Origin of the sequence: Campylobacter ureolyticus, assembly GCF_027277485.1 — a bacterium.
GTDB classification, from domain to species: Bacteria; Campylobacterota; Campylobacteria; order Campylobacterales; family Campylobacteraceae; genus Campylobacter_B; species Campylobacter_B ureolyticus_B.
On sequence record NZ_JAPXGQ010000014.1, the window covers coordinates 24,788 to 44,909 of the forward strand.

Annotated in this window: 23 protein-coding genes and 1 pseudogene; 11 read left to right on the plus strand and 13 right to left on the minus strand. The window is 26.8% G+C overall.

The window, feature by feature from the left end; all coding sequences use genetic code 11:
* Positions 1-18: 18 nt before the first annotated feature.
* The 3 genes from O6B72_RS07845 to mobB are packed head-to-tail and all read right to left on the minus strand — an operon-like array spanning position 19 to position 1,547.
* Complete coding sequence (locus O6B72_RS07845; protein WP_258298394.1) at positions 19-201, minus strand: hypothetical protein; 183 nt, start codon at positions 199-201, stop codon at positions 19-21.
* Positions 194-1,045 carry a class 1 fructose-bisphosphatase gene (locus O6B72_RS07850; protein ID WP_269492765.1) on the minus strand — a complete coding sequence of 284 codons (852 nt, stop codon included), beginning with the start codon at positions 1,043-1,045 and terminating at the stop codon, positions 194-196. The genes O6B72_RS07845 and O6B72_RS07850 overlap by 8 nt, the downstream gene beginning before the upstream one ends.
* A gap of 22 nt (positions 1,046-1,067) precedes the next feature.
* On the minus strand, positions 1,068-1,547 hold the full coding sequence (gene mobB, locus O6B72_RS07855) for a molybdopterin-guanine dinucleotide biosynthesis protein B (RefSeq protein ID WP_269492766.1): 480 nt from the start codon (positions 1,545-1,547) through the stop codon (positions 1,068-1,070).
* A gap of 95 nt (positions 1,548-1,642) precedes the next feature.
* Here mobB and O6B72_RS07860 point away from each other — a divergent pair, with 95 nt between their 5' ends.
* Positions 1,643-2,125 carry a hypothetical protein gene (locus O6B72_RS07860; RefSeq protein ID WP_101637403.1) on the plus strand — a complete coding sequence of 161 codons (483 nt, stop codon included), beginning with the start codon at positions 1,643-1,645 and terminating at the stop codon, positions 2,123-2,125.
* A gap of 9 nt (positions 2,126-2,134) precedes the next feature.
* Here the strand turns inward: O6B72_RS07860 and O6B72_RS07865 are convergent, their stop codons facing one another.
* Genes O6B72_RS07865 through gltX form a run of 3 tightly spaced genes read right to left on the minus strand, consistent with a single transcriptional unit; the run spans position 2,135 to position 5,356 of the window.
* A complete protein-coding gene (locus tag O6B72_RS07865) occupies positions 2,135-3,718 on the minus strand; it encodes a lytic transglycosylase domain-containing protein (protein WP_269492767.1) in 1,584 nt (527 codons plus the stop codon).
* A gap of 46 nt (positions 3,719-3,764) precedes the next feature.
* On the minus strand, positions 3,765-4,061 hold the full coding sequence (locus O6B72_RS07870) for a YggT family protein (RefSeq protein ID WP_269492768.1): 297 nt from the start codon (positions 4,059-4,061) through the stop codon (positions 3,765-3,767).
* Complete coding sequence (gene gltX / locus O6B72_RS07875) at positions 4,055-5,356, minus strand: glutamate--tRNA ligase (protein ID WP_269492769.1); 1,302 nt, start codon at positions 5,354-5,356, stop codon at positions 4,055-4,057. The genes O6B72_RS07870 and gltX overlap by 7 nt, the downstream gene beginning before the upstream one ends.
* A 128-nt stretch (positions 5,357-5,484) precedes the next feature.
* On the opposite strand from gltX, the gene O6B72_RS07880 reads away from it, so the two are divergent.
* The 4 genes from O6B72_RS07880 to O6B72_RS07895 all read left to right on the plus strand — a co-directional run bounded on the left by O6B72_RS07880 (position 5,485) and on the right by O6B72_RS07895 (position 8,964).
* Positions 5,485-6,123, plus strand: a complete 639-nt coding sequence (locus O6B72_RS07880) for a Crp/Fnr family transcriptional regulator (RefSeq protein ID WP_269492770.1) — start codon at positions 5,485-5,487, stop codon at positions 6,121-6,123.
* Between the two features lie 78 nt (positions 6,124-6,201).
* A complete protein-coding gene (locus O6B72_RS07885; RefSeq protein ID WP_394803128.1) occupies positions 6,202-6,651 on the plus strand; it encodes a type II secretion system protein in 450 nt (149 codons plus the stop codon).
* 57 nt (positions 6,652-6,708) lie between these two features.
* On the plus strand, positions 6,709-7,128 hold the full coding sequence (locus O6B72_RS07890; protein ID WP_269492772.1) for a type II secretion system protein: 420 nt from the start codon (positions 6,709-6,711) through the stop codon (positions 7,126-7,128).
* Positions 7,129-8,964, plus strand: a complete 1,836-nt coding sequence (locus O6B72_RS07895; protein ID WP_269492773.1) for a primosomal protein N' — start codon at positions 7,129-7,131, stop codon at positions 8,962-8,964.
* 3 nt (positions 8,965-8,967) lie between these two features.
* Here O6B72_RS07895 and queC read toward each other — a convergent pair whose 3' ends face one another.
* Positions 8,968-9,633: a 7-cyano-7-deazaguanine synthase QueC gene (gene queC, locus O6B72_RS07900; RefSeq protein ID WP_269492774.1), complete on the minus strand. Its 666-nt coding sequence runs from the start codon at positions 9,631-9,633 to the stop codon at positions 8,968-8,970.
* 67 nt (positions 9,634-9,700) lie between these two features.
* Between queC and ybeY the strand changes: the two genes are divergently transcribed.
* Positions 9,701-10,102, plus strand: coding sequence for an rRNA maturation RNase YbeY (gene ybeY, locus O6B72_RS07905; protein ID WP_269492775.1), 402 nt, complete (start codon positions 9,701-9,703; stop codon positions 10,100-10,102).
* A gap of 70 nt (positions 10,103-10,172) precedes the next feature.
* Here the strand turns inward: ybeY and O6B72_RS07910 are convergent, their stop codons facing one another.
* From O6B72_RS07910 to O6B72_RS07925, 4 genes are all read right to left on the minus strand, one after another.
* Positions 10,173-11,339 (minus strand): ankyrin repeat domain-containing protein, encoded by a 1,167-nt coding sequence (locus O6B72_RS07910; protein ID WP_269492776.1) that lies wholly within the window; start codon positions 11,337-11,339, stop codon positions 10,173-10,175.
* Between the two features lie 223 nt (positions 11,340-11,562).
* Entirely contained in the window at positions 11,563-13,452 is a 1,890-nt protein-coding gene (gene dnaK / locus O6B72_RS07915) for a molecular chaperone DnaK (RefSeq protein ID WP_050334403.1), read from the minus strand.
* A 28-nt stretch (positions 13,453-13,480) separates the two neighbouring features.
* Entirely contained in the window at positions 13,481-14,056 is a 576-nt protein-coding gene (grpE, locus tag O6B72_RS07920; protein ID WP_018713209.1) for a nucleotide exchange factor GrpE, read from the minus strand.
* Positions 14,053-14,844 (minus strand): HrcA family transcriptional regulator, encoded by a 792-nt coding sequence (locus O6B72_RS07925; protein WP_114675221.1) that lies wholly within the window; start codon positions 14,842-14,844, stop codon positions 14,053-14,055. The genes grpE and O6B72_RS07925 overlap by 4 nt, the downstream gene beginning before the upstream one ends.
* A gap of 248 nt (positions 14,845-15,092) precedes the next feature.
* Between O6B72_RS07925 and O6B72_RS07930 the strand changes: the two genes are divergently transcribed.
* Together O6B72_RS07930 and O6B72_RS07935 are read left to right on the plus strand one after the other, a co-directional pair.
* Positions 15,093-15,716: an IMPACT family protein gene (locus O6B72_RS07930; RefSeq protein WP_269492777.1), complete on the plus strand. Its 624-nt coding sequence runs from the start codon at positions 15,093-15,095 to the stop codon at positions 15,714-15,716.
* Complete coding sequence (locus O6B72_RS07935; RefSeq protein ID WP_269492778.1) at positions 15,716-16,282, plus strand: hypothetical protein; 567 nt, start codon at positions 15,716-15,718, stop codon at positions 16,280-16,282. The genes O6B72_RS07930 and O6B72_RS07935 overlap by 1 nt, the downstream gene beginning before the upstream one ends.
* Positions 16,283-16,535: 253 nt before the next feature.
* Here O6B72_RS07935 and O6B72_RS07940 read toward each other — a convergent pair whose 3' ends face one another.
* On the minus strand, positions 16,536-17,042 hold the full coding sequence (locus O6B72_RS07940; RefSeq protein WP_269492779.1) for a hypothetical protein: 507 nt from the start codon (positions 17,040-17,042) through the stop codon (positions 16,536-16,538).
* The gene (locus O6B72_RS07945; RefSeq protein ID WP_269492780.1) at positions 17,017-17,391 is read right to left on the minus strand and encodes a hypothetical protein; all 375 of its coding nucleotides are present in this window, start codon (positions 17,389-17,391) and stop codon (positions 17,017-17,019) included. Before O6B72_RS07945 ends, O6B72_RS07940 begins: the two co-directional genes overlap by 26 nt.
* A gap of 832 nt (positions 17,392-18,223) precedes the next feature.
* On the opposite strand from O6B72_RS07945, the gene O6B72_RS07950 reads away from it, so the two are divergent.
* The 3 genes and pseudogenes from O6B72_RS07950 to O6B72_RS07960 all read left to right on the plus strand — a co-directional run.
* Positions 18,224-18,457 (plus strand): helix-turn-helix domain-containing protein, encoded by a 234-nt coding sequence (locus tag O6B72_RS07950; protein WP_269492781.1) that lies wholly within the window; start codon positions 18,224-18,226, stop codon positions 18,455-18,457.
* 1 nt (position 18,458) lies between these two features.
* Positions 18,459-19,460: an AAA family ATPase gene (locus O6B72_RS07955; RefSeq protein WP_269492782.1), complete on the plus strand. Its 1,002-nt coding sequence runs from the start codon at positions 18,459-18,461 to the stop codon at positions 19,458-19,460.
* Positions 19,461-19,871: 411 nt separating this feature from the next.
* Positions 19,872-20,122: pseudogene (locus O6B72_RS07960) on the plus strand (relaxase/mobilization nuclease domain-containing protein); the annotation flags it as partial.

The window sequence follows — 20,122 nt, forward strand, 5'->3', positions numbered from 1 at the left end:
TTGTCCTTAATCTTAAATTTAAAAATCAAAATCGCCCTGCTTGCCTTCGCTTAAATACTCATATGTAGCTTTTACATACTCATCTCTAAGTTCACAATCTAATAATTTATCACAATCGAAACAAGTTTTTAAATCATGATCTTTTTGGCAAGTTTGCACTTTTTTGAGCATTTCTTGTTGAATTTCTTCATAGTTATTCATTATTTTTTCCATAAAATGTGTGCATTTTTTCTATCTCATAAGATGATCCAAAAAAACAAGGTGTTGTTTGATGAATTTTATCTATCTTTATCTCAAAAAGAGATTTTGAAAATCCATCGCTTGTTTTTCCACCTGCACTTTCATAAATTTTAGCAAAAGGAAGCACTTCAAAAACAACTCTTAATTTTCCATTTATATGATCACTTGTTGCGGGATAGCTAAAAAGCCCACCGCCTTTTAATAAAATTTGATGTAAGTCAGCAACCATGGCACCACTATATCTAAGCCTATATTTTTCATCAAAAAGGCTTTTTACAAATTCTGCATGAGTTTTACTCCATGCCCATTGACTAGCACCTGTGGCATTTAGATTTCCTTTTTCTTTTAATTTTAACTCTCTAACTTTTTTAAACTCACTATTTTCATCAAGTCTATATAAAATAGGCGTTTTATCACAAATCACCATTTCAAGTCTTGGACCATAAAGACTATAAAGTGAAAGTATCAAATTTTCAGATTTTATTTCATTTTTATAAATTCCAAAAATACTTCCAACAGCGAAATTCACATCAACTAAACTTGATCCATCAAGTGGATCGTAAGCTACGATAAACTCACCATTTTTATTTAAATTTAAAGCCTCATCTTTTTCTTCACTAACTAAAGCTTTAACACAATTTAATTTTGATAATTTTTTTGTTATAATTTCATCACTTAAAACATCAAGCTTTAGTTGGGTATCACCGGTTTTATTTTGATGATTGCTATATGATAAATCAGCGTATTTTAAAGCTTTACTAATTTCTAAAACAGCTTCTTTTATTGAATTTATTAAAATATCCATATTGTTCCTTTATAAGTTTATTTTACAGTTTTTTAGCATTTTCTAAAATCCATTTTGAAATATTTAAATCATCATTTACATCAAAATGCTTTAACTCTCCACTATATTTGAGATTATTTGTCGCAATAGCGTTTGAAAATTTTAAATAACTTTCTTCAATACTATCTCTAAAAATAGAAATTCTAGGAAGTGGGAGTGTTTTCAAACCCTCAACTATCAAAATATCAAAATCATCTATCATTTTTACAATATCGCTTAAATTTTTTTGTGACTTATTAAAATAAGTCGTTCTTGTAGGACTTGCAACAACTACATCTACACCAAGACTTGAAAATTTATAACTATCTTTTCCCTCGACATCAAATTTAGCCTTATCACCTGGATCATGTTTTACAATAGCTACTTTTAAATTACTTTCTAAAAAGCGCTTAGCAACCTTTAGAATCAAAGTTGTTTTTCCAGAATTTGAAGGCCCTGAAAATGCAATGCCTAATCTTTTCATTAATTTTCCTTAAAAAAAGTTTTTAATTATATCTATTTTAGGCTATAAAAAGGCTAAATTTGATAAAATATCTAAAAATTTATTAAAGGCATTGCATGAAAAAACTAAATTTATTTATTTTAGTACTTATTTTTTTAACTGGCTGTGCTGAAAAAAAAAGTGATTTAGATCCAGTTAAAAATGAGCTTTTAGCCTATACGCAAAAATTTGAAAGTATTAATGAAGAAAAACGCTATTTGGCAGTTTCAACATACTTAAATCCTGTTTTAAAAAATAGCGATAAAGAAATTTTTATACTCTCATCTTATCCAAAAGAAGAGAGTATTTTATTGGATTCAGTAAACATAAATAATGATTTTGACTTAAATATCACAAAACTTGATTTTGAAGATGAGCTTTTAAAAATGGTAAATATAAATATTCCTTGGAGCAATCACTATAAAATCACATCTCATATTAAAGATAATGATTATTTAACATTAAGCTATAAAACTCAAAGTGGGATAAATGCAAATTTAAAATTTCTAAAAGTTTCAAAATCAATGTATTGGAATCCACAAATAAAATTTAATAAATAAACAGCTTCCTTATTTTCGGAAGCTGTCACTTTTAGCTGGAACTAACAAATCTCCTAAAAGTTCAATAATAGAGATATTTTTCTTAGGTTCTAAAATTTGAGAATAGATAAAATAATTTGATAAAACTCTTTTTGCATATTCTCTGCTTTCCTCATAATAAACTAATTCCATTGATAAAAATGGTTCAAATTTACCAGCGTTAAATAAATCTCCTCTTGTCAGCATTTTCTTAGTAAAACCAATGCCGCCATTATATGCATAAGCTATAAAAACAGGACTATAAACAAGTTTTTCAAGCCAGTCTAGATGAACATTTGCCATATTATAAGCCGTTTTTGGATTAAACATATCATCTTGATCAAAATCTTTTAAGCCACTTTTTTTTGCCCAGTCATTTGCTACAAAAGGCATAAATTGCATCATTCCAAGTGCATAAGAAATAGAAATGGCACTTTGTACAAATCTACTTTCTTGTCTTGCAAGAGATAAAATCATAGCTTTTCTATGTAAATTTTGTTCATTTAAATAATCCAAAAAAGGAAGTGGATAAAAGTTATCTTTATAGCCTGATAAAATATTTGAGATATAAATATACTCACCAAGAGTTTGCTTAGTATCAAATTTATTGGCTTCATTCTTTAGACTTTCTTTATCCATTTTAGAGATTTTATTTTTTAGTCTTACCCAACTAAAAGGATCAGTTGGATCATAGCCTTTTGGAGCTTCATTTTTAGTTGGATTTGGAATAACCAAATTTAATGTTTTATTAAGTCCAGTAAGCTCTTTTGCATATAAAGAATATATATTTATATTGTCACTTTTTGCTGTGTTTAAAAGATCAGATTCATTACTGCTTACTAAATATGCCCATAAATTTGCTTTGTCTTTATCAATACTAGATTTAAATGTTGAATTTGCAACTTTAAAAAACTCATAAGCTTTATTTAAATCATCATATAAAACCGCATTAATCCCTAGATAAAAAGCACCTAAAGAATTAAATTTTGAAGCATTTGCATCTAAAAAAGACTTTCTTAAATTTGCATATCTTTTATTTATAATAATATCTGTTATAAAAGAATTAAAAGCTTTTTCTTTACCTATCTCATTTGCAAATTCTTTACTTAAAACAATATTGAAATCAATATTTTTTTGGCTTTGAGAAAGTGAGTTATAATAGCTAAAAAAATTTTTTATATCTAAATTATTAGCAAAATAAACAGCTGGATTCTCAGAACTCATACCTTTTAAAAGTCTTAATTTATCTGGAAAATTTGCAAAGTCTTTTTCCAAATACTTTAATGTTTGCTTGTTTAATTTTTTTAAAAAAGCTGGAGTTGATCTTTTAAGCTTACAAGTTAAGTTTGCATCATTTATATTTTTAACCCAAAAATTTTTACACTCATCGTATGGTTTTGGCTTTGGAATAACTTTATAAATTTCTTTGTTAAGTTTTCCTCTATTTCTATAAATCTGTTTACTTAAAGCCCTTACCTCATCTTTTTTATAATTTCCTTCTGTAATATAACGATAAATATAATAGTCTTTTGCCAAAGATTTAGGCTCGTTTTTAATTTCATCGTAACTTTTCACATTTGCATTTAAAAAGGTAAAACTTAAAAACAAAAGTAGTATAAACTTACATCTTATAGGCATAAATTTCAACCAATTTTATAAAGAATTTATCTATAAAAGTAAGGGCCAATAAAACTATCATCGGTGCAAAATCAAGCCCACCAAATGAAGTTGGAATAACCTTTCTTATATATCCATAAACTGGTTCAGTTAATCTAAAAACAACTTGAACCAGTTTGTTGTACGGATCTGGATTTGTAAAGCTTATAACGGCGGCAACTATAATAACAAGCGTATAAGCAAAGATTATAATATGTAAAATATTAGCAAGAGCTAGTAAAAAAGTTTTTAATATTAACATTTACTTACTATCTCCTTTATATCATCTTTTATAAGTGGATAAAGCTCGCTAAGTTCTGGTCCATGAGTTTGGTTTGTAAGCAATATCCTTAAGCTCATAAAAAAGTTTTTTCCTTTAAGATTAGTTAATTTCATTAAATTTTGTTTAAATTCATTGAAATCTTCAGAAATTTCTACTTTTGAAATTGCATTTTTTATCAAATCTACATATTCCTTATATTCACTTGGAATAGTTTTTTTGGAATAAATTTGAGAAATTTTATTTTTAATTTCAGGTATTAAGCTTCCTTCTTGAGTATAAAATCGTATTAAATCAGCAAATTTAATATCCATTTCAAAAAGCTCGCTAAGTCTTTTACTACTTGCTATTTTAATATGCTCTCTATTTATTTGAGTTAACTTTTCTATATCAAATTTAGCAGGACTTTTAGAGACATTTTTTATATCAAACCACTTAATTGCATCATCTAAAGTAAAAATTTCATATGGAGTTTTATTTCCTAAAAGAACTAGATAATTAAGTATTGCTTCAGGTAAATATCCACTATCAAGTAAAAATTTAACCGATGAATCTTTTTCTCTTTTGCCCATCTTTTTACCCTTTTGATTTAAAATAATTGGAAGATGTGCGTAGCCTATTTTTTTATTATATCCAAGCGCTTGTCTTATTAAGTCCTGTTTTGGAGTATTACTTACATGATCTTCACCTCTTATTACATAGCTTACATCCATAAGCATATCATCAATACTACAAGCAAAGTTATAAGTTGGAGTTTTATCTCTTCTCATTATCACAAAGTTATCTATATTTTCAGGTTCAAAAATAAGCTCACCTTTTATATCATCTGTAAATTTCATAGCATGAGATGGCTTTTTCATCCTTATAACAAAAGGTTTTGTTGTATCTAAAACTTCAACATCACTAAGCTTTTCACAAGTTCCATCATATCTATAAGCCACGCCTTCATCTTTAGCTTTTTGTTTTTTTGCTGCAAGTTCTTCTTCACTACAAAAACAACAAAATGCTTTTTTATCAATCAAAAGTTTATTTGCAAATTCTCTGTGAAATTTTAAATTCTTACTTTGATAATAAAGCTTATCCCACTTTATACCAAATTTTGTTAAAATTTCTTTTATATCTTCATCTTTTCCATCTATGTTTCTCTCTTTATCCGTATCTTCAATACGTAAAATGTAACCTTCATCTTTTTGTTTTGCAACAATATAATTAAATATTGCAGCTCTTAAATTTCCTATATGCATATCACCAGTTGGTGATGGTGCGAAACGATACATAAATTCTTCCTTTTTTAAAAATATTTTTAAGATTATATAATAATTTTCAAAATTTCAGTTTAAAACAGTTTGTTAATTTAACATTGATATAATCTAAAATATGATTTTTTTAAAAAAAGAAGAAGAAAATGTTAAAAAATATCCCAATTTTCAAAGATTTGACCGATAAAGAACTTGATAAAATAGAAAATATAAGTATTGTAAAACACTATAAAAAAGGTGAAATATTTTTTTTAGAAGGAGAAAAACCACTTTTCCTAAGTATACTTTTAGATGGAAAATTAAAAATTTATAAAACTTCCCCAAAGGGAAAGGAAATATTTATCCATGAAATACTACCAATAAATTTTGTAGCCGAATTGGCAAATTTTGAAAACATAACTTATCCAGCAAGCTCATCTTTTAGTGAAGATAGCACAGTTTTAAGGATAGATTATTTAAAATTTGAAGAGATGTTTTTAAAAAAATCACAAGTTGCTTTTGCCTTATTAAAGTCATTTTCTGCCAAAATAAAAGCCATGAATAAAGTGATAATGAAAGAAATTATTTGGGATAGTGATGGCAAAGTTGCAAATTTCATATGTGAAAATTTTGAAGCTTTTCAAACACTAAAATATTCAAATATAGCTAAAATTCTAAACATATCCCCTGAAACATTTTCAAGAATAATTACAAAATTTAAAAAGCTTAATCTTTTAAAAACAGATAAAAATGGAAAAATTATAAATTTTAATAAAAAAGAACTTTTAAAATATTTTAAATCTTAACTATCTTTAAAGATATTTTTAAATAAAATAATATCAAATTTTAAGAAAGGAGAAGACCATTTTATGAGAAAAAGTAATATGAAAAAAGGTTTTACAATGGTAGAACTAATTTTTGTCATTGTTATTTTAGGAATTCTAGCTGCTTTTGCACTACCAAGACTTGCCGCTACTAGAGATGATGCAGAAGTTGCAAAATTTGCTCAAAATTTATCTACTTTGATAACTGATATTGCAGCTTATCAAACATCTCAGGCAAATTATGATAAAAAAATATCTAATATGACCTATGTGGATGTTAAAGATGAACAAGATTACAAAGCAACGCTTAATATAAGAAAAAAACCTTGTATTGAAATAATTGTTTATAATCAAGATGATAATGCAAACAACATAAGAGCTGGGATGTTTGAAATAAAAACAGTGAATAACAATGAAAAACTCTGCAAAAGAGCAATTGAATTACCTGCTATAAAATCATATTTGCAAAGTGGAAGCAAAATATTTTTAGGTGAAAAGCCTAGTCTTTAACAGGTTTTTTTGATATAATTACTAGAATTTCATATATGTATGAAAAAAGGAGAAAATATGAATAAAAAAGCTTTTACTATGATTGAGCTAGTTTTTGTTATTGTTATTTTGGGAATTTTAGCAGGAGTTGCTATACCAAGACTTTCAGTTACAAGAGATGATGCTACAACAGCAAAAATGAGAGCAGATGTATCTTCCATAAGAAGTGGTATAGCACTTCAAAAAAGTAAATATATGATGGAAGGAAATATAAGTGGTTGGAGAAATAATATTAAAACTCTAGTTGGCAATAACTTCTCTGGTGTTGTCCAAGGTGGCATAAAAAAAGGAAATGAAAGAAACGGTTGGACTATAAGTGATAATGGTACCTATAAAGCTTGCATTGCTAAAAAATGTGCTGAGTTTGAGCTTGTGACAACAGGAAGCAATACAGGAGACTTTAATTGTAAAGGCGATAACTGTAATCTTTTTGAATAAATGTTTTACTATGAAGTCTTTATTTTAGGTCTAAATTTAAGACCTCTAACATATCATTCTAAAACTAAGCTTGAAACTTATAGCTTAGTTTTAGCCCCTATTACAAAAAACACAAAACGAGCTATAGTTTTAAGAGAAGTTGAAAAGCCAAAATTTCAAACTTTAGAAATTTTAAGTATTTGTGATGAAAAATTTAGCGATATTCAAAAAACTCTAGCTAAGTTTATAAATTATTATTATGCTTGTAATTTGGGTATGGTTTTTAAAATTTTTACACCATTTAAAAGGTCAAATTTTATAAATCACAATTTTGATAAAACTCCAACATTAAGCCCACTTCAAAATGAGGCTTTAAATTTTACAACAGAACATAAAACAAGCCTTATATTTGGTGATACTGGAAGCGGGAAAAGTGAAATTTATATCTCACTAATAGTAAAAGAGTTAAACTTAGGAAAACAAGTACTTTTTTTAATGCCTGAAATTTCCTTAACTCCACAAATGGAAAAAAGACTAAAAGAGTATTTTGGTGATTTTGTAGGTGTTTGGCACTCTAAAATAACACCTAAAAAAAAAGAGATTTTACTTAAAAATTTTGAAGATGGAAAAATAAAATTAATTGCAGGAGCTAGATCGGCTCTTTTTTTACCATTTACAAATTTAAGCCTTATAGTTGTTGATGAAGAGCATGATGATAGTTATAAATCAGCCACAAAACCACGATATAATGCAAGAGATTTAGCTATTTTTTTAGCCAGTAAATTTGATATAAAAGTAGTGCTTGGCTCAGCTACGCCTTCACTTACAACTTATAAAAAACAACCTTTTTTTAGATTAAAAGGAACATTTTTTAAAAGTAGTAAGGAAATAATTTATGATGAAAACGAAACTGAAATTTCACCAAAAATTTTAAAAGAGATAAAAACTTGTCTTGAAAACAAAAATCAAGCCATTGTTTTTTTACCCACAAGAGCAAATTTCAAATATAAACAATGCACAAAATGTGGCGAAATAATAAAATGCCCATTCTGTAGTGTTGGAATGAGCATCCATAAAAATAAAAATGCCTTGATTTGCCACTATTGCGGATATACAACTCATAAAAATACAACTTGCCAAAAATGCGGCGGAGATACTTTTGAAGCCAAAAGAATGGGAACAAGTGAGGTTTTAGAAACTCTTCAAAATGTCTTTAAAGAAGCAAAAATTGCTAAATTTGATAAAGATGAAATAACAACGCAAAGAAAACTTACAAATTTATTAAAAGACTTTAATGATAGAAAAATAGATATTCTAGTAGGCACTCAAATGCTTAGTAAAGGGCATGATTATCACAATGTTAAACTAGCTGTGATAATGGGTATTGATACGGGACTAGCGTATGCTGATTTTAGAGCTAGAGAAAAAACCTTGGCTTTATGTATGCAAATAGCTGGAAGAGCTGGAAGAGTCGGCAATGCAAAAGTATTAATACAAACAAAACAAGCTGATTTTTTTAAAAGTTATCTAGATAAATATGATGAGTTTTTAGAAGATGAAACTGAGTTTAGAGAAGATTTATATCCACCTTTTACTAAAATTTTAAGAGTTTTAATATCACATAAAGATGAAAAAACTGCAAATAAAATTACACAAAAATGTTTAGAAATCATACCTAAATTTAAAGATATCGAAGTTATTGGACACGGAAAAGCTGTAATTGAATACATTGCTTCAAAATTTAGATATGAAATACTGCTTCGTTCAAACACTTACAAGAATTTAGTAATGCTTTCTCATGTGCTTGAAAAAATTCCAAATGTTGAAGTTGATATGGATGCGATATTTTTTAGCTAAACTTTAATTGGCGTATTTTATTAGATCTTTTTTATCTGCTTCTTTAAAACCTTTTAGTCTAAGTCTGCAACTATCACAAACTCCACACGCCAAATCTTCCCTTTCATAGCAACTCCAAGTATATTGCAAAGGGACTTTTAAACTAAATGCCTTTTGAACAATCTGAGCTTTACTTAAATGAACTAATGGAGTTAGGATTTTTGTTTTGATGCTTGTTTCCCGTCCTAGGTTAATTGATTTTTCCATGCTTTTTATAAAATTCTGGGAACAATCAGGATATCCACTACTATCTTCTTCAACTACTCCTATAAATATCGCCTCGCACTTTTCACGCTCGGCTAAAGCTGCTGCAATGCTTAAAAATATACCATTTCTAAAAGGAACATAAGTTATTGGCACCTCATCAATTAGTCCATCTTTTGGAATTTCTAGACTCCAATCAGTTAAAGCATTGGCCCCGATTTGAGAAATAAAACTAACATCTAAAATCTCTTTTTTTACAACCTTTAACTCATCACAAATTTTATTAAAACACTCTTTTTCTTTATTCATAGTTCTTTGATTATAATCAAAATGAAGTGCAACTATATCGTAGCCTTCATTTTTTGCGATATATGCTGATGTTGCACTATCCATTCCACCACTTATTATACAAAGTGCTTTTTTCATTTTCACCCTTTTATATTATAAATTTTGGTATAATCTTAGCCAAATTTAACTAAAAAAAGGATTTAATTTGATAAGTTGCGATGAGAAATATCCTAAAATTTTAGATTTAATAGCTAGCGAATTAACAGATGCTGAGATTGAGCTTATTTTTTTAAACTCTAGTGAAATGCATGATCTTAATAAAAAAGAAAGAAACATAGATAAAACAACTGATGTTTTGAGCTTTCCTTATGCTAAAATACCAAATTTTCCACTTGGTTCAGTTGTTATAAATTTAGATCTTGCAGATGAAAAATCAAAGGAATTTAAACACAACTTAGATGATGAAATCGCCCTACTTTTTACACATGGATTGCTTCATATTTTAGGATATGATCACGAAATAGACAATGGAGAAATGAGAAAAATGGAAGAAAAAATTATAAATAAATTTAATCTTCCAAAAAGCTTGATTATAAGAAATTCATAGATTACTATTATTTTTAAATGTTGCTTCGCCCGTTGTTTTATCCTTTTATATTTGGTTGTATATTACTTTTTTAATTACCAGATTTATTTTGATTTTTATCAAGATAAATCACCTTGCTTTTATCATCTTTATTTGCCATTAAAAATCCATAAAGCTCATAATTTTTATTATAATTATTTTTCCAGCTTATATATGACTTTGTATTCAAAAAATTGGAATTAGGTTTATTGCAATATTTTTCATAAGTTTTTAACGTTCCGTTTAAACTAATTTTTTCTTCCAATATTAAGTTTAAATCACCTTTTAAAAATTTATTTTTTGTAGCTAAAAATATATTATAATCATTATAACACTCATCATGCACCTTTTTCATAAGTTCTTTTGAAGGTTGTCCTGAGACATTGTGTTTAAGTAGAAGATTTAGCATAGGTTCGTAGTTTTCATATTTTGATATATTATCATAGCAATCAGCTCCGTATTTATTTGAATTTGATTTGCATTTTGTAGGAATATATCCACTTTCTAATATAACTTTTGCGGTATCATATAGATTAGATCTAACCACATATAAAAATGGATCCAAACCATCACCATATCTTCCCTCGCCACATTTAAACAAAGTTAACTCCTTGCTATATATCATTTCAATATCATCACCGTTTATTATGATTTTATCAAGCTGCCTGTAAAAGTTGGTTTTACTGCCATACATTTGTACTACAGGAGTTTCTTCTACGGTTAAATTATTATCAAGCAGTATTTTTACAGTGTTGGCTGAGTTTATGCTTATAGCATAAGCTAGAGCATTTAGTTTATATCTGTCTTTTTTATGAACATCAGCTCCAAGTTTAATTAACTCTTTTGTAGTATTTGTATCATTATAAAAACTTGAATACATTAAAGGAGTTCTTTTATCAAGCATTGTTACATCTGCTGAGAGATTATTGTCTTTTATGAAATTCAATACTTTATTTGTATCTTTATCCATTAAAGCTTTTCTTAAAGGTATAAGAGTGGAGTTTGTTTCTTTATCACAATGAATATCGGAATATCTAAAACTAAAACTATCAACTTCTTCTTGTGTAACATACTTTGAAATTTTAGAACCTGGTTTTATAACTGTATCAGCTGTAACTGTCAAATGAGAATTTTCAGAGAGTTTAAATTTATTATAAACTATAAAAGCAAATAAAATTAAAGTTATAATTATAAATGAATTTAAAAATTTGTTTTTCAAATTTAACCTTTAAATGTAATGAAGAAATTATATAACTTTGTTGCTTAAAATCAATTTTAGAAAAGTTTTATTTTTAATGATAACAATAAATATATTATAGATAATATTTTAAAAAGAGATAAAAATTTAAGGTGCTAAATTTAGCACCTTAATTGATTTATATAAATTTTGCGCGAATGTTTAAGTGACCTAAACTAAATTTAAGCCACTTTAAAGATAAGTTTTACTCAACTTCAGCATCTATTACATCATCATCGTTTTTCTTGCCACTCTTATTGTCAGCACCAGCGTTATTAGCACCAGCATTTTGACTTGCTGCTGCTTTATACATATCTTCAGCAACTTTACTTAAAGCTTGAACCTTGCTATCAATTGCCTCTTTTGTAGCACTTTCATCTTTTAAAGTAGCTTTAAGATCATTTAAGGCACTTTCAATTTTTGCTCTAACATCACTAGGGATTTTTTCGCCCATTTCATTTAGAGTTTTTTCAGTTTGATGAGCTATACCATCGGCTTGATTTCTTGTTTCAATAAGCTCTTTTCTCTTTGAGTCCTCTTCTTTGTGAAGCTCGGCATCTTTTACCATTTTATCAATCTCTGCCTCACTTAGTCCGCTTGATCCTGTAATTCTTATATCAGTTGCTTTTCCAGTTGCTTTATCTTTGGCTGAAACTGTTAAAATACCGTTTGCGTCGATATCAAATTGAACTTCGATTTGTGGAATACCGCGTTGAGCTGGCATAATGCCCTCAAGATTAAAATTACCCAAAGTTTTGTTATCTTTTGCAAACTCTCTCTCACCTTGAAGTACATTTATAGTAACTGCAGTTTGGTTGTCTTCTGCGGTTGAGAAAACTTGAGATTTTTTAGTTGGTATTGTTGTGCCCTTTTCAATAACTTTTGTCATAACGCCACCAAGTGTTTCAATTCCAAGGCTAAGAGGTGTAACATCAAGTAAAAGTACATCTTTTACATCACCTTTTATAACAGCACCTTGGATAGCAGCACCAATTGCTACAACCTCATCAGGATTAACAGATTTATTTAACTCTTTTCCACCAAATGCTTTTTTAACTTCATCTTGAACTAAAGGAACTCTTGTTGAGCCACCTACCATTACTATTTCAGCGATATCTGAGTTAGATACTCCAGCATCATTCATAACATTTTTAAGTGTTTTAATTGTACTTGCTACTAAATCCTCAATCATACTTTCAAATTTAGCTCTTGTTAAAGTTTTTGTTAAGTGTTTTGGTCCTGTTTGATCAGCTGTAATAAATGGCAAATTTACAGTTGTTTCCATTGCTGAACTTAACTCTTTTTTAGCATTTTCAGCAGCTTCTTTAAGTCTTTGCATAGCCATAACATCATTTTTTAAATCAATTCCACTTTCACTTTTAAACTCTGCTAAAAGCCAATCAATTAATTTATTATCAAAGTCATCTCCACCTAAAAACGCATCTCCACCAGTTGCTAAAACCTCAACGACATTATCTCCAGTTTCTAGAACTGTGACATCAAATGTTCCACCACCTAAATCATAAACTACGATTTTTTCACTCTCTTTTTTATCAAGTCCATAAGCCAAAGCTGCCGCAGTTGGCTCATTTACTATTCTTAAAACATTTAAACCTGCGATAGTTCCGGCTTCTTTTGTAGCTTTTCTTTGACTATCGTTAAAATATGCTGGAACTGTAATAACAGCATCTACAACGCTTCCGCCTAGATAGCTTTCAGCATCTTCTTTTAATTTCATCAAAACTTTTGCTGAAATTTCTTGTGGTGTATAAACTTTACCATCAATCTCAACAGCTGCTGCACCGTTTCTATCAACTATTTTATAAGGAAGTCTTTTTTGAGCTTCTTTAGCATTGTTCTCATTCATCATCAAGCCCATTATTCTTTTTATAGAATAAATTGTTTTTGATGGATTTGTAACAGCTTGACGCTTTGCAGTATCACCTACTAAAACCTCACCCTTATCTGTAAAAGCAACAATTGAAGGAGTTGTATTTTTTCCCTCTTTATTTGGGATAATTTTACTTTCGCCTCTTTCAAATATTGCAACTGCTGAATTTGTTGTTCCTAAGTCAATTCCTATAACTTTACTCATTTTTTATCCTTTTTATTAAATTTATTTTTTATTTTACTACTACAACCATTGCTGGTCTTAAAACTCTATCTTTATACAAATATCCTTTTTGATAAACTTGATGGATATCTCCACTTTCTTTTGACTCATCTTCAACTTGATTTATCGCATTGTGGATATTATGATCAAATTTACCATCAGTTTTAATCTGCTTAATACCTTGTTTTTCAAGACTTCTTAGCATCATATCAAGACATTGTTTTACGCCATCTTTTATCTTGCTTGCCAAGTCATCACCTTGTGTTTGTATTTTTAAAGCCTCTTCTAAAGCATCAATTACTGGTAAAATATCCTTTGCAAAACTCTCGCTTGCATAGGCAACTGCGGTAAGCTTTTCTTTTTCAAGACGTTTTTTAATATTTTCAAAATCTGCATTTGCTCTATAAAATTTATCAGTTAGTTCACTAAGCTCATTTTGAAGCTTTATAACCTCATCATTTTGTGAGTTTTTATCTGATTTTTCTTCACACTCACATTCTTTGTTATCTGTACAATCAGCTTGATTGTTTATATTTTCGCACTTATCATCAGCACAAAAACCATTTTTTAATTCATCTTGATTCATGCTGCCTCCATTCCTATAATATTAAAAAATTTTTCATAATCTTCATAAACACTTCCTGCACAAAGCATAGTAGCATCACTGTCTTTATAAACAACATCTGTTTTTATACCCATAAATCCTTGTTCAAAAATCGGATAAAAGAGTAAATTTTTACTAAATTTTGTTGTTATGCTTGGCTCAAAAAGCATTTTAAATCTTTCATCTTCAAATATTTTATATGCAATTACTTCATTTGCCATAAACTTAATTTCAGATCTTTTAAGCTCCTTTAGCTTGGTTCTAAGATCACTTAATCCAACTTGAATAGAAATTCTCTCCAAATCTTTAAGCTCTGTTCCAACCAAATTTAAAAGTAAATCATAAACTCTATAATCAAATTTCAAAACAATTTCACTTCTTGAAAAACAAAGTATAATAAACCTATCTCTATAATTTATCACCTCATTTAAAATTTCATTATCTGAGCTAAAAATCATACAATAAATACTAAATTTATCTAAAACTTGCTCTAAAACTTGCTCATTTATAATAAGCTTTTTATCTAAATTGCCAAGTTTCTTTTCCCAATAGTTTTTCATAGTTGAAACAGTTGGCATTCTACCACCACTTATGTGAAGCTGCTTTAAAGCACCCTCATCGCTTAGCTTTTTAAAATAAACTCTAATAGTTGAAGCTGGGATTAAGCCATCCATTCTAAGACCTAAATCAACAGAGCCAATTGGAGTATTTTCATCCAAATAAGCCTCTATTATGTAATTAAGTATTAAATCTCTTTTATTTATCTTCATCCCATAAAACCTCAAATAAACTTGCCAAATCTAAAAATCCATTTTAAATTGGCTTTTAATATTAGCACTCTATATTTTAAATTGCTAAGTGGTATTATACAATGTGAGCGTTACAATGTCAAGTATTTTATATAAATTTATTAATTTAATTTTATTTAGCCTTTAACACTCAACTTTTAAAGACTAAATAATACTTTTAATTTATATTTTTTAGATAAAATAGAGATTAAAACAATAAAGGGAAATTTTTGCAAACAGTAAATAGCAAATATTACGCAAAACAAGAAATAAAAAAATCAACTTTTTTGTCTTTTTTAGTTCCGTATGAACTTTTTGATAAAACTCATGAGAGATTGAAGGCTGAGCATCCAAAAGCAGTTCATATAGTTTGGGCTTATAGGTTTTATAATAAATATCTTCAAATTGTTGAAAACCAAAGCGATGATGGAGAGCCAAAAGGCACAAGCGGACCGCCGGCACTAAATTCTTTAAGAGGTGCTGATATTATAAATGCTGGAGTTTTTATAGTAAGATATTTTGGCGGCATAAAGCTTGGAACGGGCGGACTTGTAAGGGCATATAGTTCAAGTGTAAATTTAGCTATTGGCCAAGCTAATTTAATAGACTTTGAGATAAAAGATAGCTGTTCATTTTTTGTCCCATTTAGTTTAATATCAAGGTTTGAGTATTTTTTAGATAAAGAGGACTTAAAATGCCAAAAAGAATTTGGAAATTTTGGCGTTTGTATTGAAATTTCAGTAAATAAGGATGAGTTTATAAAATTTTATGATTTTTGTAAAGTTTTTTTGATAGATGAATTTAAATTTTTATCTATTCCGCTTTTTGCAAAAGATATTTTAAAGGATTTTTAATGATTAAAAAGTTGGTTTTAGCATGTTTTGTATTGTCTTTTTTGTTTTCTAACGAGACAAATAGTTCAAATTTTAAAGAGTTTTTTGGTGAAAAAAGCGAATTTAAACATCCACAAATAGATTTTTGCCAAAGAGATAAAAATCTATTAGATCATAATATTACAAAATCAGACTTAAAAAAAGGTGAGGTTTTTATACATGGTGGAAATACTGTAAAAAATAAATTTTTAGTTTTAAATAAATTTATAGACTCTAAAAAAATTATAGATAATTTAAATGATATTTTAAAAGAAGAGTTTCAAAATGATAAATTTAAAGAGTTTGAAAATTCACTTAGTTATGAAATTTTTGCCTTTAATGTGAGAAAAAAAGACTCTAAAACAGAGTTTGAATTTGTAATAAAATATAAAATTACAAACCATTTGAATAAAAAAGAGTTTAAAGAAAAAGAAATTTCAAATATTGTTAATTTAAAAGAAAACTCTAGTGATGAAATTTATAAAAAAGCTTTGAATATTATAATGCTAGAAATAAAAAATAGTATAAAAAATACAAATGGCAAATAAATTAATTATTTGTCTAGGCTTTTTATAAATTTTACATTTTCATTTATAGTTCTTTTGCAATAAATATGCTTTATTATGTGCTATATCTAATAAATGGCATTTTTTACGAAACTTCTTTTTGCGTTGTTAAAATCAAAATTATTTATCTTTTTTTAACATTTTGTTAGAGCTTTTAATATTTCATTATATTTTATATCTAAGTATTATTTTTACAACGCTTTCTCTATTTATAATTTCCTTCTTATTCCGAAACTTATTTGATATCTTTATCTAAATTTTTATCGAAAACTATTTGAATATATTCCTTTAGGTCTTTATAGTCTTTTTCGCTAAAGAAAAATAGCGAAATTCCTCTTTTGGTAACAAGGTCACTCATTATTTCCCAACCAATTTCTATGTGAAGTTTTAGCCAGTTGTCATAGAATCCATTTAAATTAACATTTATATTTTTATAAATAATTTTTCTAAATAAAAAATCATAGCAAATAATTGCAATAAATGAAACTATGAAGATAAATAATGAACAAAAGCCAAATAGAAAACCTTTTTCCATTGATTCCAAAATCATTAAAACAATAAGAACTGGAATAATAAAAAAACTAATGCTTTTTACCATATGAAAAAAGGAATTAACTCCAATATTTTTACCTTTAAGAAAAAACTCTTTTTTGATTTTATTTTCTTTATAAAATATGGCGTATGAATTATAAAGAACTACAAGACGATTAGCTGAATTAAAAAATAAACAAAAAAATATCAATAAATAAAAATACAATAAATAATAGTATGTTAACAAATAAAAAAATTAAATTTATATTTCCGTAGCCATATTCTTCAAAAAAACTAGAAAAATTTAAAAACATAAAAAATCCAACTATCAAACATAATCCTAAGTGCATAGACATATGCTCTGTGTAATCTTTTAAGATTAATGGTTCTTTATCATAATCTCTTTTGCTTGAATTTGTTTCATTATCTAAATTTAAATTATTTTTCAAATTTTTATTATAATTTTCTTTATTATTAGAGTTATTGCCTAAATTTACTCTATTCTTAGGTCGATTATTTCCTAAATACTCTCTAAGTTCTTCTCTTTTATCATCACTCAAATTTTAGCCTTTTTGCAAATAAAACCTAAATCTTAAATTTTGGGATATTGCATCAAATTTGGATTTAAAATATTGTTTATATTAAAACATATTAATTTTTAAATTTAGAAATTTTTTATAGTTTCAAAACATATTGATAACTTATGTTTTTGCATAACGCTAGATGTGATATGAGGCATATTTTATAAATTTAACTTAAAAATAGCAAAGCCTTAATATTATCACTTGGTGGAGGTGTGCAACTCAATTTTTATAAGCTCAAGCTTTGATACTATCGTTATTTTATTTAAAATAATTACTAACTACATTAATAAAACTACATAATTAAGGTTATATTTTGCTTAAAAAAAATAAAGTAAATAAATAATAAATATATAGCACTGTAATGCCTTTAAAATATCGCTACAATGGTATTTTTTACAGTTTTTTACAGTTTTTTACAGTTTTTTACAGTTTTTTACAGTTTTTTACAGTTTTTTACAGTTTTTTAGTTGGAATAAAAAACTAAATAATGCCCTATTTTATGGGTTTAAATATAATTATATAAAGAAAATTCTGTGTATTTTTTAAATATAGACGTAGACTTTTAAAAAATATCTATAAAAGTCCGATAAAATCAATATTTAAATACTTTTTTAAGTTTTTAAATATTTCAATCACTTTATTAAAATATTATTTTTTTATTTTTATTTTTTTTTAATAAAAAAAGGTGAGAGAAAAGATCTTTAAAAACAACTTTTTTTATCAGCACAGCAAACAATAAGCTTATCCAAGCTAACATTGCTTTTAAAATTTTAAAAATATATGAAACAAATTTTAAAAAGGAGAAAAAATGCAAAATGTTTTAAATAACATAAATAATGAGTTTATGAGTCCTTTGGATTTAAAAAATTTTTTAGGACTTAGTATTCCAACTCAAGCTAAGATGAGATATAGAAAAGGTTGCTTTGCAAATGATCCAAATCCACTACCTTTTATAAAATTAGGTGGTAGAGTTTTTTATAAGAAAAGTTCTATTTTGGAATGGTTGGATAAAAATGAAAATAAAGAGCTAAAAGGGGAATAAAATGCTTAAAAATAAAGAAGGGGCTAATGCCCCAAAAAAGAGTATCAGTGACATTATATCACAAATATCCAAAAGTGCAATCAAGACCACAAAAAAAGAATTAAATTTGTTTGAAAATGAATGGGTAATTCCTAATTTTTTATACAAAAATAGTCTTGTGATGATTTACTCATCTGCTGGAAGTGGTAAAAGCTGGTTTGCATATTCTTTATCAAATTATATTTTAAAAAATAATTCAAATTTTGAAGAAATCATTTACTTAGATGCCGACAATGGCAAAGTAACTCTAAAAAATAGAAATATTAGTAAAATTTTAGATAATGTAAAATTTACGCACTGGCTAATAAATGGCGTTAAAGATTATGATATATTTAATAAATTAAAATCTTATAACCTTTCAAATAGATTATTCATAATTGATAGTATTCGCAACTTTATGAGTAATGTAAATTTTAACTCTGATAAAGAGGTTCTTGCTTTTTTAAGCGATTTGCAAGAAATGAGAAATAATGGAGCTACGATTATATTTTTACATCATCAACCAAAGCAAGTTGATGGCGAAAATAACAAACTTTATAAAGGCTCAACTAGTTTTATTGATAGCGTAGATGAAGCGTATTGGCTAAATAACATAAGCGATAAAACACAAAATTTTATATTATGTTTAGAGCCACAAAAACGCCGAGATGAAACTAAAATAAACTGTTTTGAGTTAAACGCAAACGAGTTAAATTTAACAATAAAGGATGAAAAAAATATTAAAATTTTAAACCTAAATCAAAAAGAAAAAATAACTATTGACCTTGTTTGTGAAATTATTAATTTACAAAAAGAAATAAATCAAAGCAATCTATCAAAAAAATTAAATCAACTTGCAAATGAGAGAGCCTACGACATAATAGGTAAAAATTCCTTATGGCGTTTACTTGATGATTTTAATAACATTTTGTTTAAAATCACAAAAGATAGCCATAAAAATCAAAAAATTTTTTATAAAATTTGACCTTAATTAGAGAAAATTATTATACAACATAAAAATAATTTTCTCTCCCTTTTCTTTTCTATAAATATTTTTCTAAATTTCTTTTTTTTCGAAACTTTTTTCAAATTTTTAAAAAATTTCCAGCATTATCTAAAAAAATAAAAATTCATTTTTATTTTTATTTTTGATATTTGCTAAAATATTAAAAATTGCTCTTAAATGCTGATTATATCGGTATTTAAGGCTAAAAACTATATATAAAAGGGGTTATCCTGCCTAACTTCTCGCATAATCTTTTTTTAATCTTATCTACACTAACATTTACAAAGATTTTTTTAAAAGGGATAAAAATATTTTTTAAAAAGATTTTATTTTTTTAGAATTTATTTTTTAATTTTTTAATTTTTTTATAAATTTTTAGGAGTTTTTATTGTGAGCAATATTAATTGGGATGAGTTTTTTGATAATCTAAAAAAAGTTAGAGCTGGACGAACTAAATACACAAAAAGTCAACACAAGTATATTTCTTTTAGTGATGGTGGATTTTCAAAAGCTGGGACTTCTTTTTCAAAAAATAATTTTTCAAAGCAATCAGTTATAAAAATGATTTCAAATTTGCCACAAACTTCCATTAAAAGATGTATTGATTATACTTTAAAAAATTCTATTGATGGACTTGCTAT

Bases quoted from the DNA above. Each gene is read 5' to 3' on its own strand.
- O6B72_RS07845 (WP_258298394.1), bottom strand. From the start codon at position 201: ATGAATAACTATGAAGAAATTCAACAAGAAATGCTCAAAAAAGTGCAA.
- O6B72_RS07850 (WP_269492765.1), bottom strand. From the start codon at position 1,045: ATGGATATTTTAATAAATTCAATAAAAGAAGCTGTTTTAGAAATTAGT.
- mobB (WP_269492766.1), bottom strand. From the start codon at position 1,547: ATGAAAAGATTAGGCATTGCATTTTCAGGGCCTTCAAATTCTGGAAAA.
- O6B72_RS07860 (WP_101637403.1), top strand. From the start codon at position 1,643: ATGAAAAAACTAAATTTATTTATTTTAGTACTTATTTTTTTAACTGGC.
- O6B72_RS07870 (WP_269492768.1), bottom strand. From the start codon at position 4,061: ATGTTAATATTAAAAACTTTTTTACTAGCTCTTGCTAATATTTTACAT.
- gltX (WP_269492769.1), bottom strand. From the start codon at position 5,356: ATGTATCGTTTCGCACCATCACCAACTGGTGATATGCATATAGGAAAT.
- O6B72_RS07880 (WP_269492770.1), top strand. From the start codon at position 5,485: ATGTTAAAAAATATCCCAATTTTCAAAGATTTGACCGATAAAGAACTT.
- O6B72_RS07885 (WP_394803128.1), top strand. From the start codon at position 6,202: ATGAAAAAAGGTTTTACAATGGTAGAACTAATTTTTGTCATTGTTATT.
- O6B72_RS07890 (WP_269492772.1), top strand. From the start codon at position 6,709: ATGAATAAAAAAGCTTTTACTATGATTGAGCTAGTTTTTGTTATTGTT.
- O6B72_RS07895 (WP_269492773.1), top strand. From the start codon at position 7,129: ATGTTTTACTATGAAGTCTTTATTTTAGGTCTAAATTTAAGACCTCTA.
- queC (WP_269492774.1), bottom strand. From the start codon at position 9,633: ATGAAAAAAGCACTTTGTATAATAAGTGGTGGAATGGATAGTGCAACA.
- dnaK (WP_050334403.1), bottom strand. From the start codon at position 13,452: ATGAGTAAAGTTATAGGAATTGACTTAGGAACAACAAATTCAGCAGTT.
- grpE (WP_018713209.1), bottom strand. From the start codon at position 14,056: ATGAATCAAGATGAATTAAAAAATGGTTTTTGTGCTGATGATAAGTGC.
- O6B72_RS07925 (WP_114675221.1), bottom strand. From the start codon at position 14,844: ATGAAGATAAATAAAAGAGATTTAATACTTAATTACATAATAGAGGCT.
- O6B72_RS07935 (WP_269492778.1), top strand. From the start codon at position 15,716: ATGATTAAAAAGTTGGTTTTAGCATGTTTTGTATTGTCTTTTTTGTTT.
- O6B72_RS07950 (WP_269492781.1), top strand. From the start codon at position 18,224: ATGCAAAATGTTTTAAATAACATAAATAATGAGTTTATGAGTCCTTTG.
- O6B72_RS07955 (WP_269492782.1), top strand. From the start codon at position 18,459: ATGCTTAAAAATAAAGAAGGGGCTAATGCCCCAAAAAAGAGTATCAGT.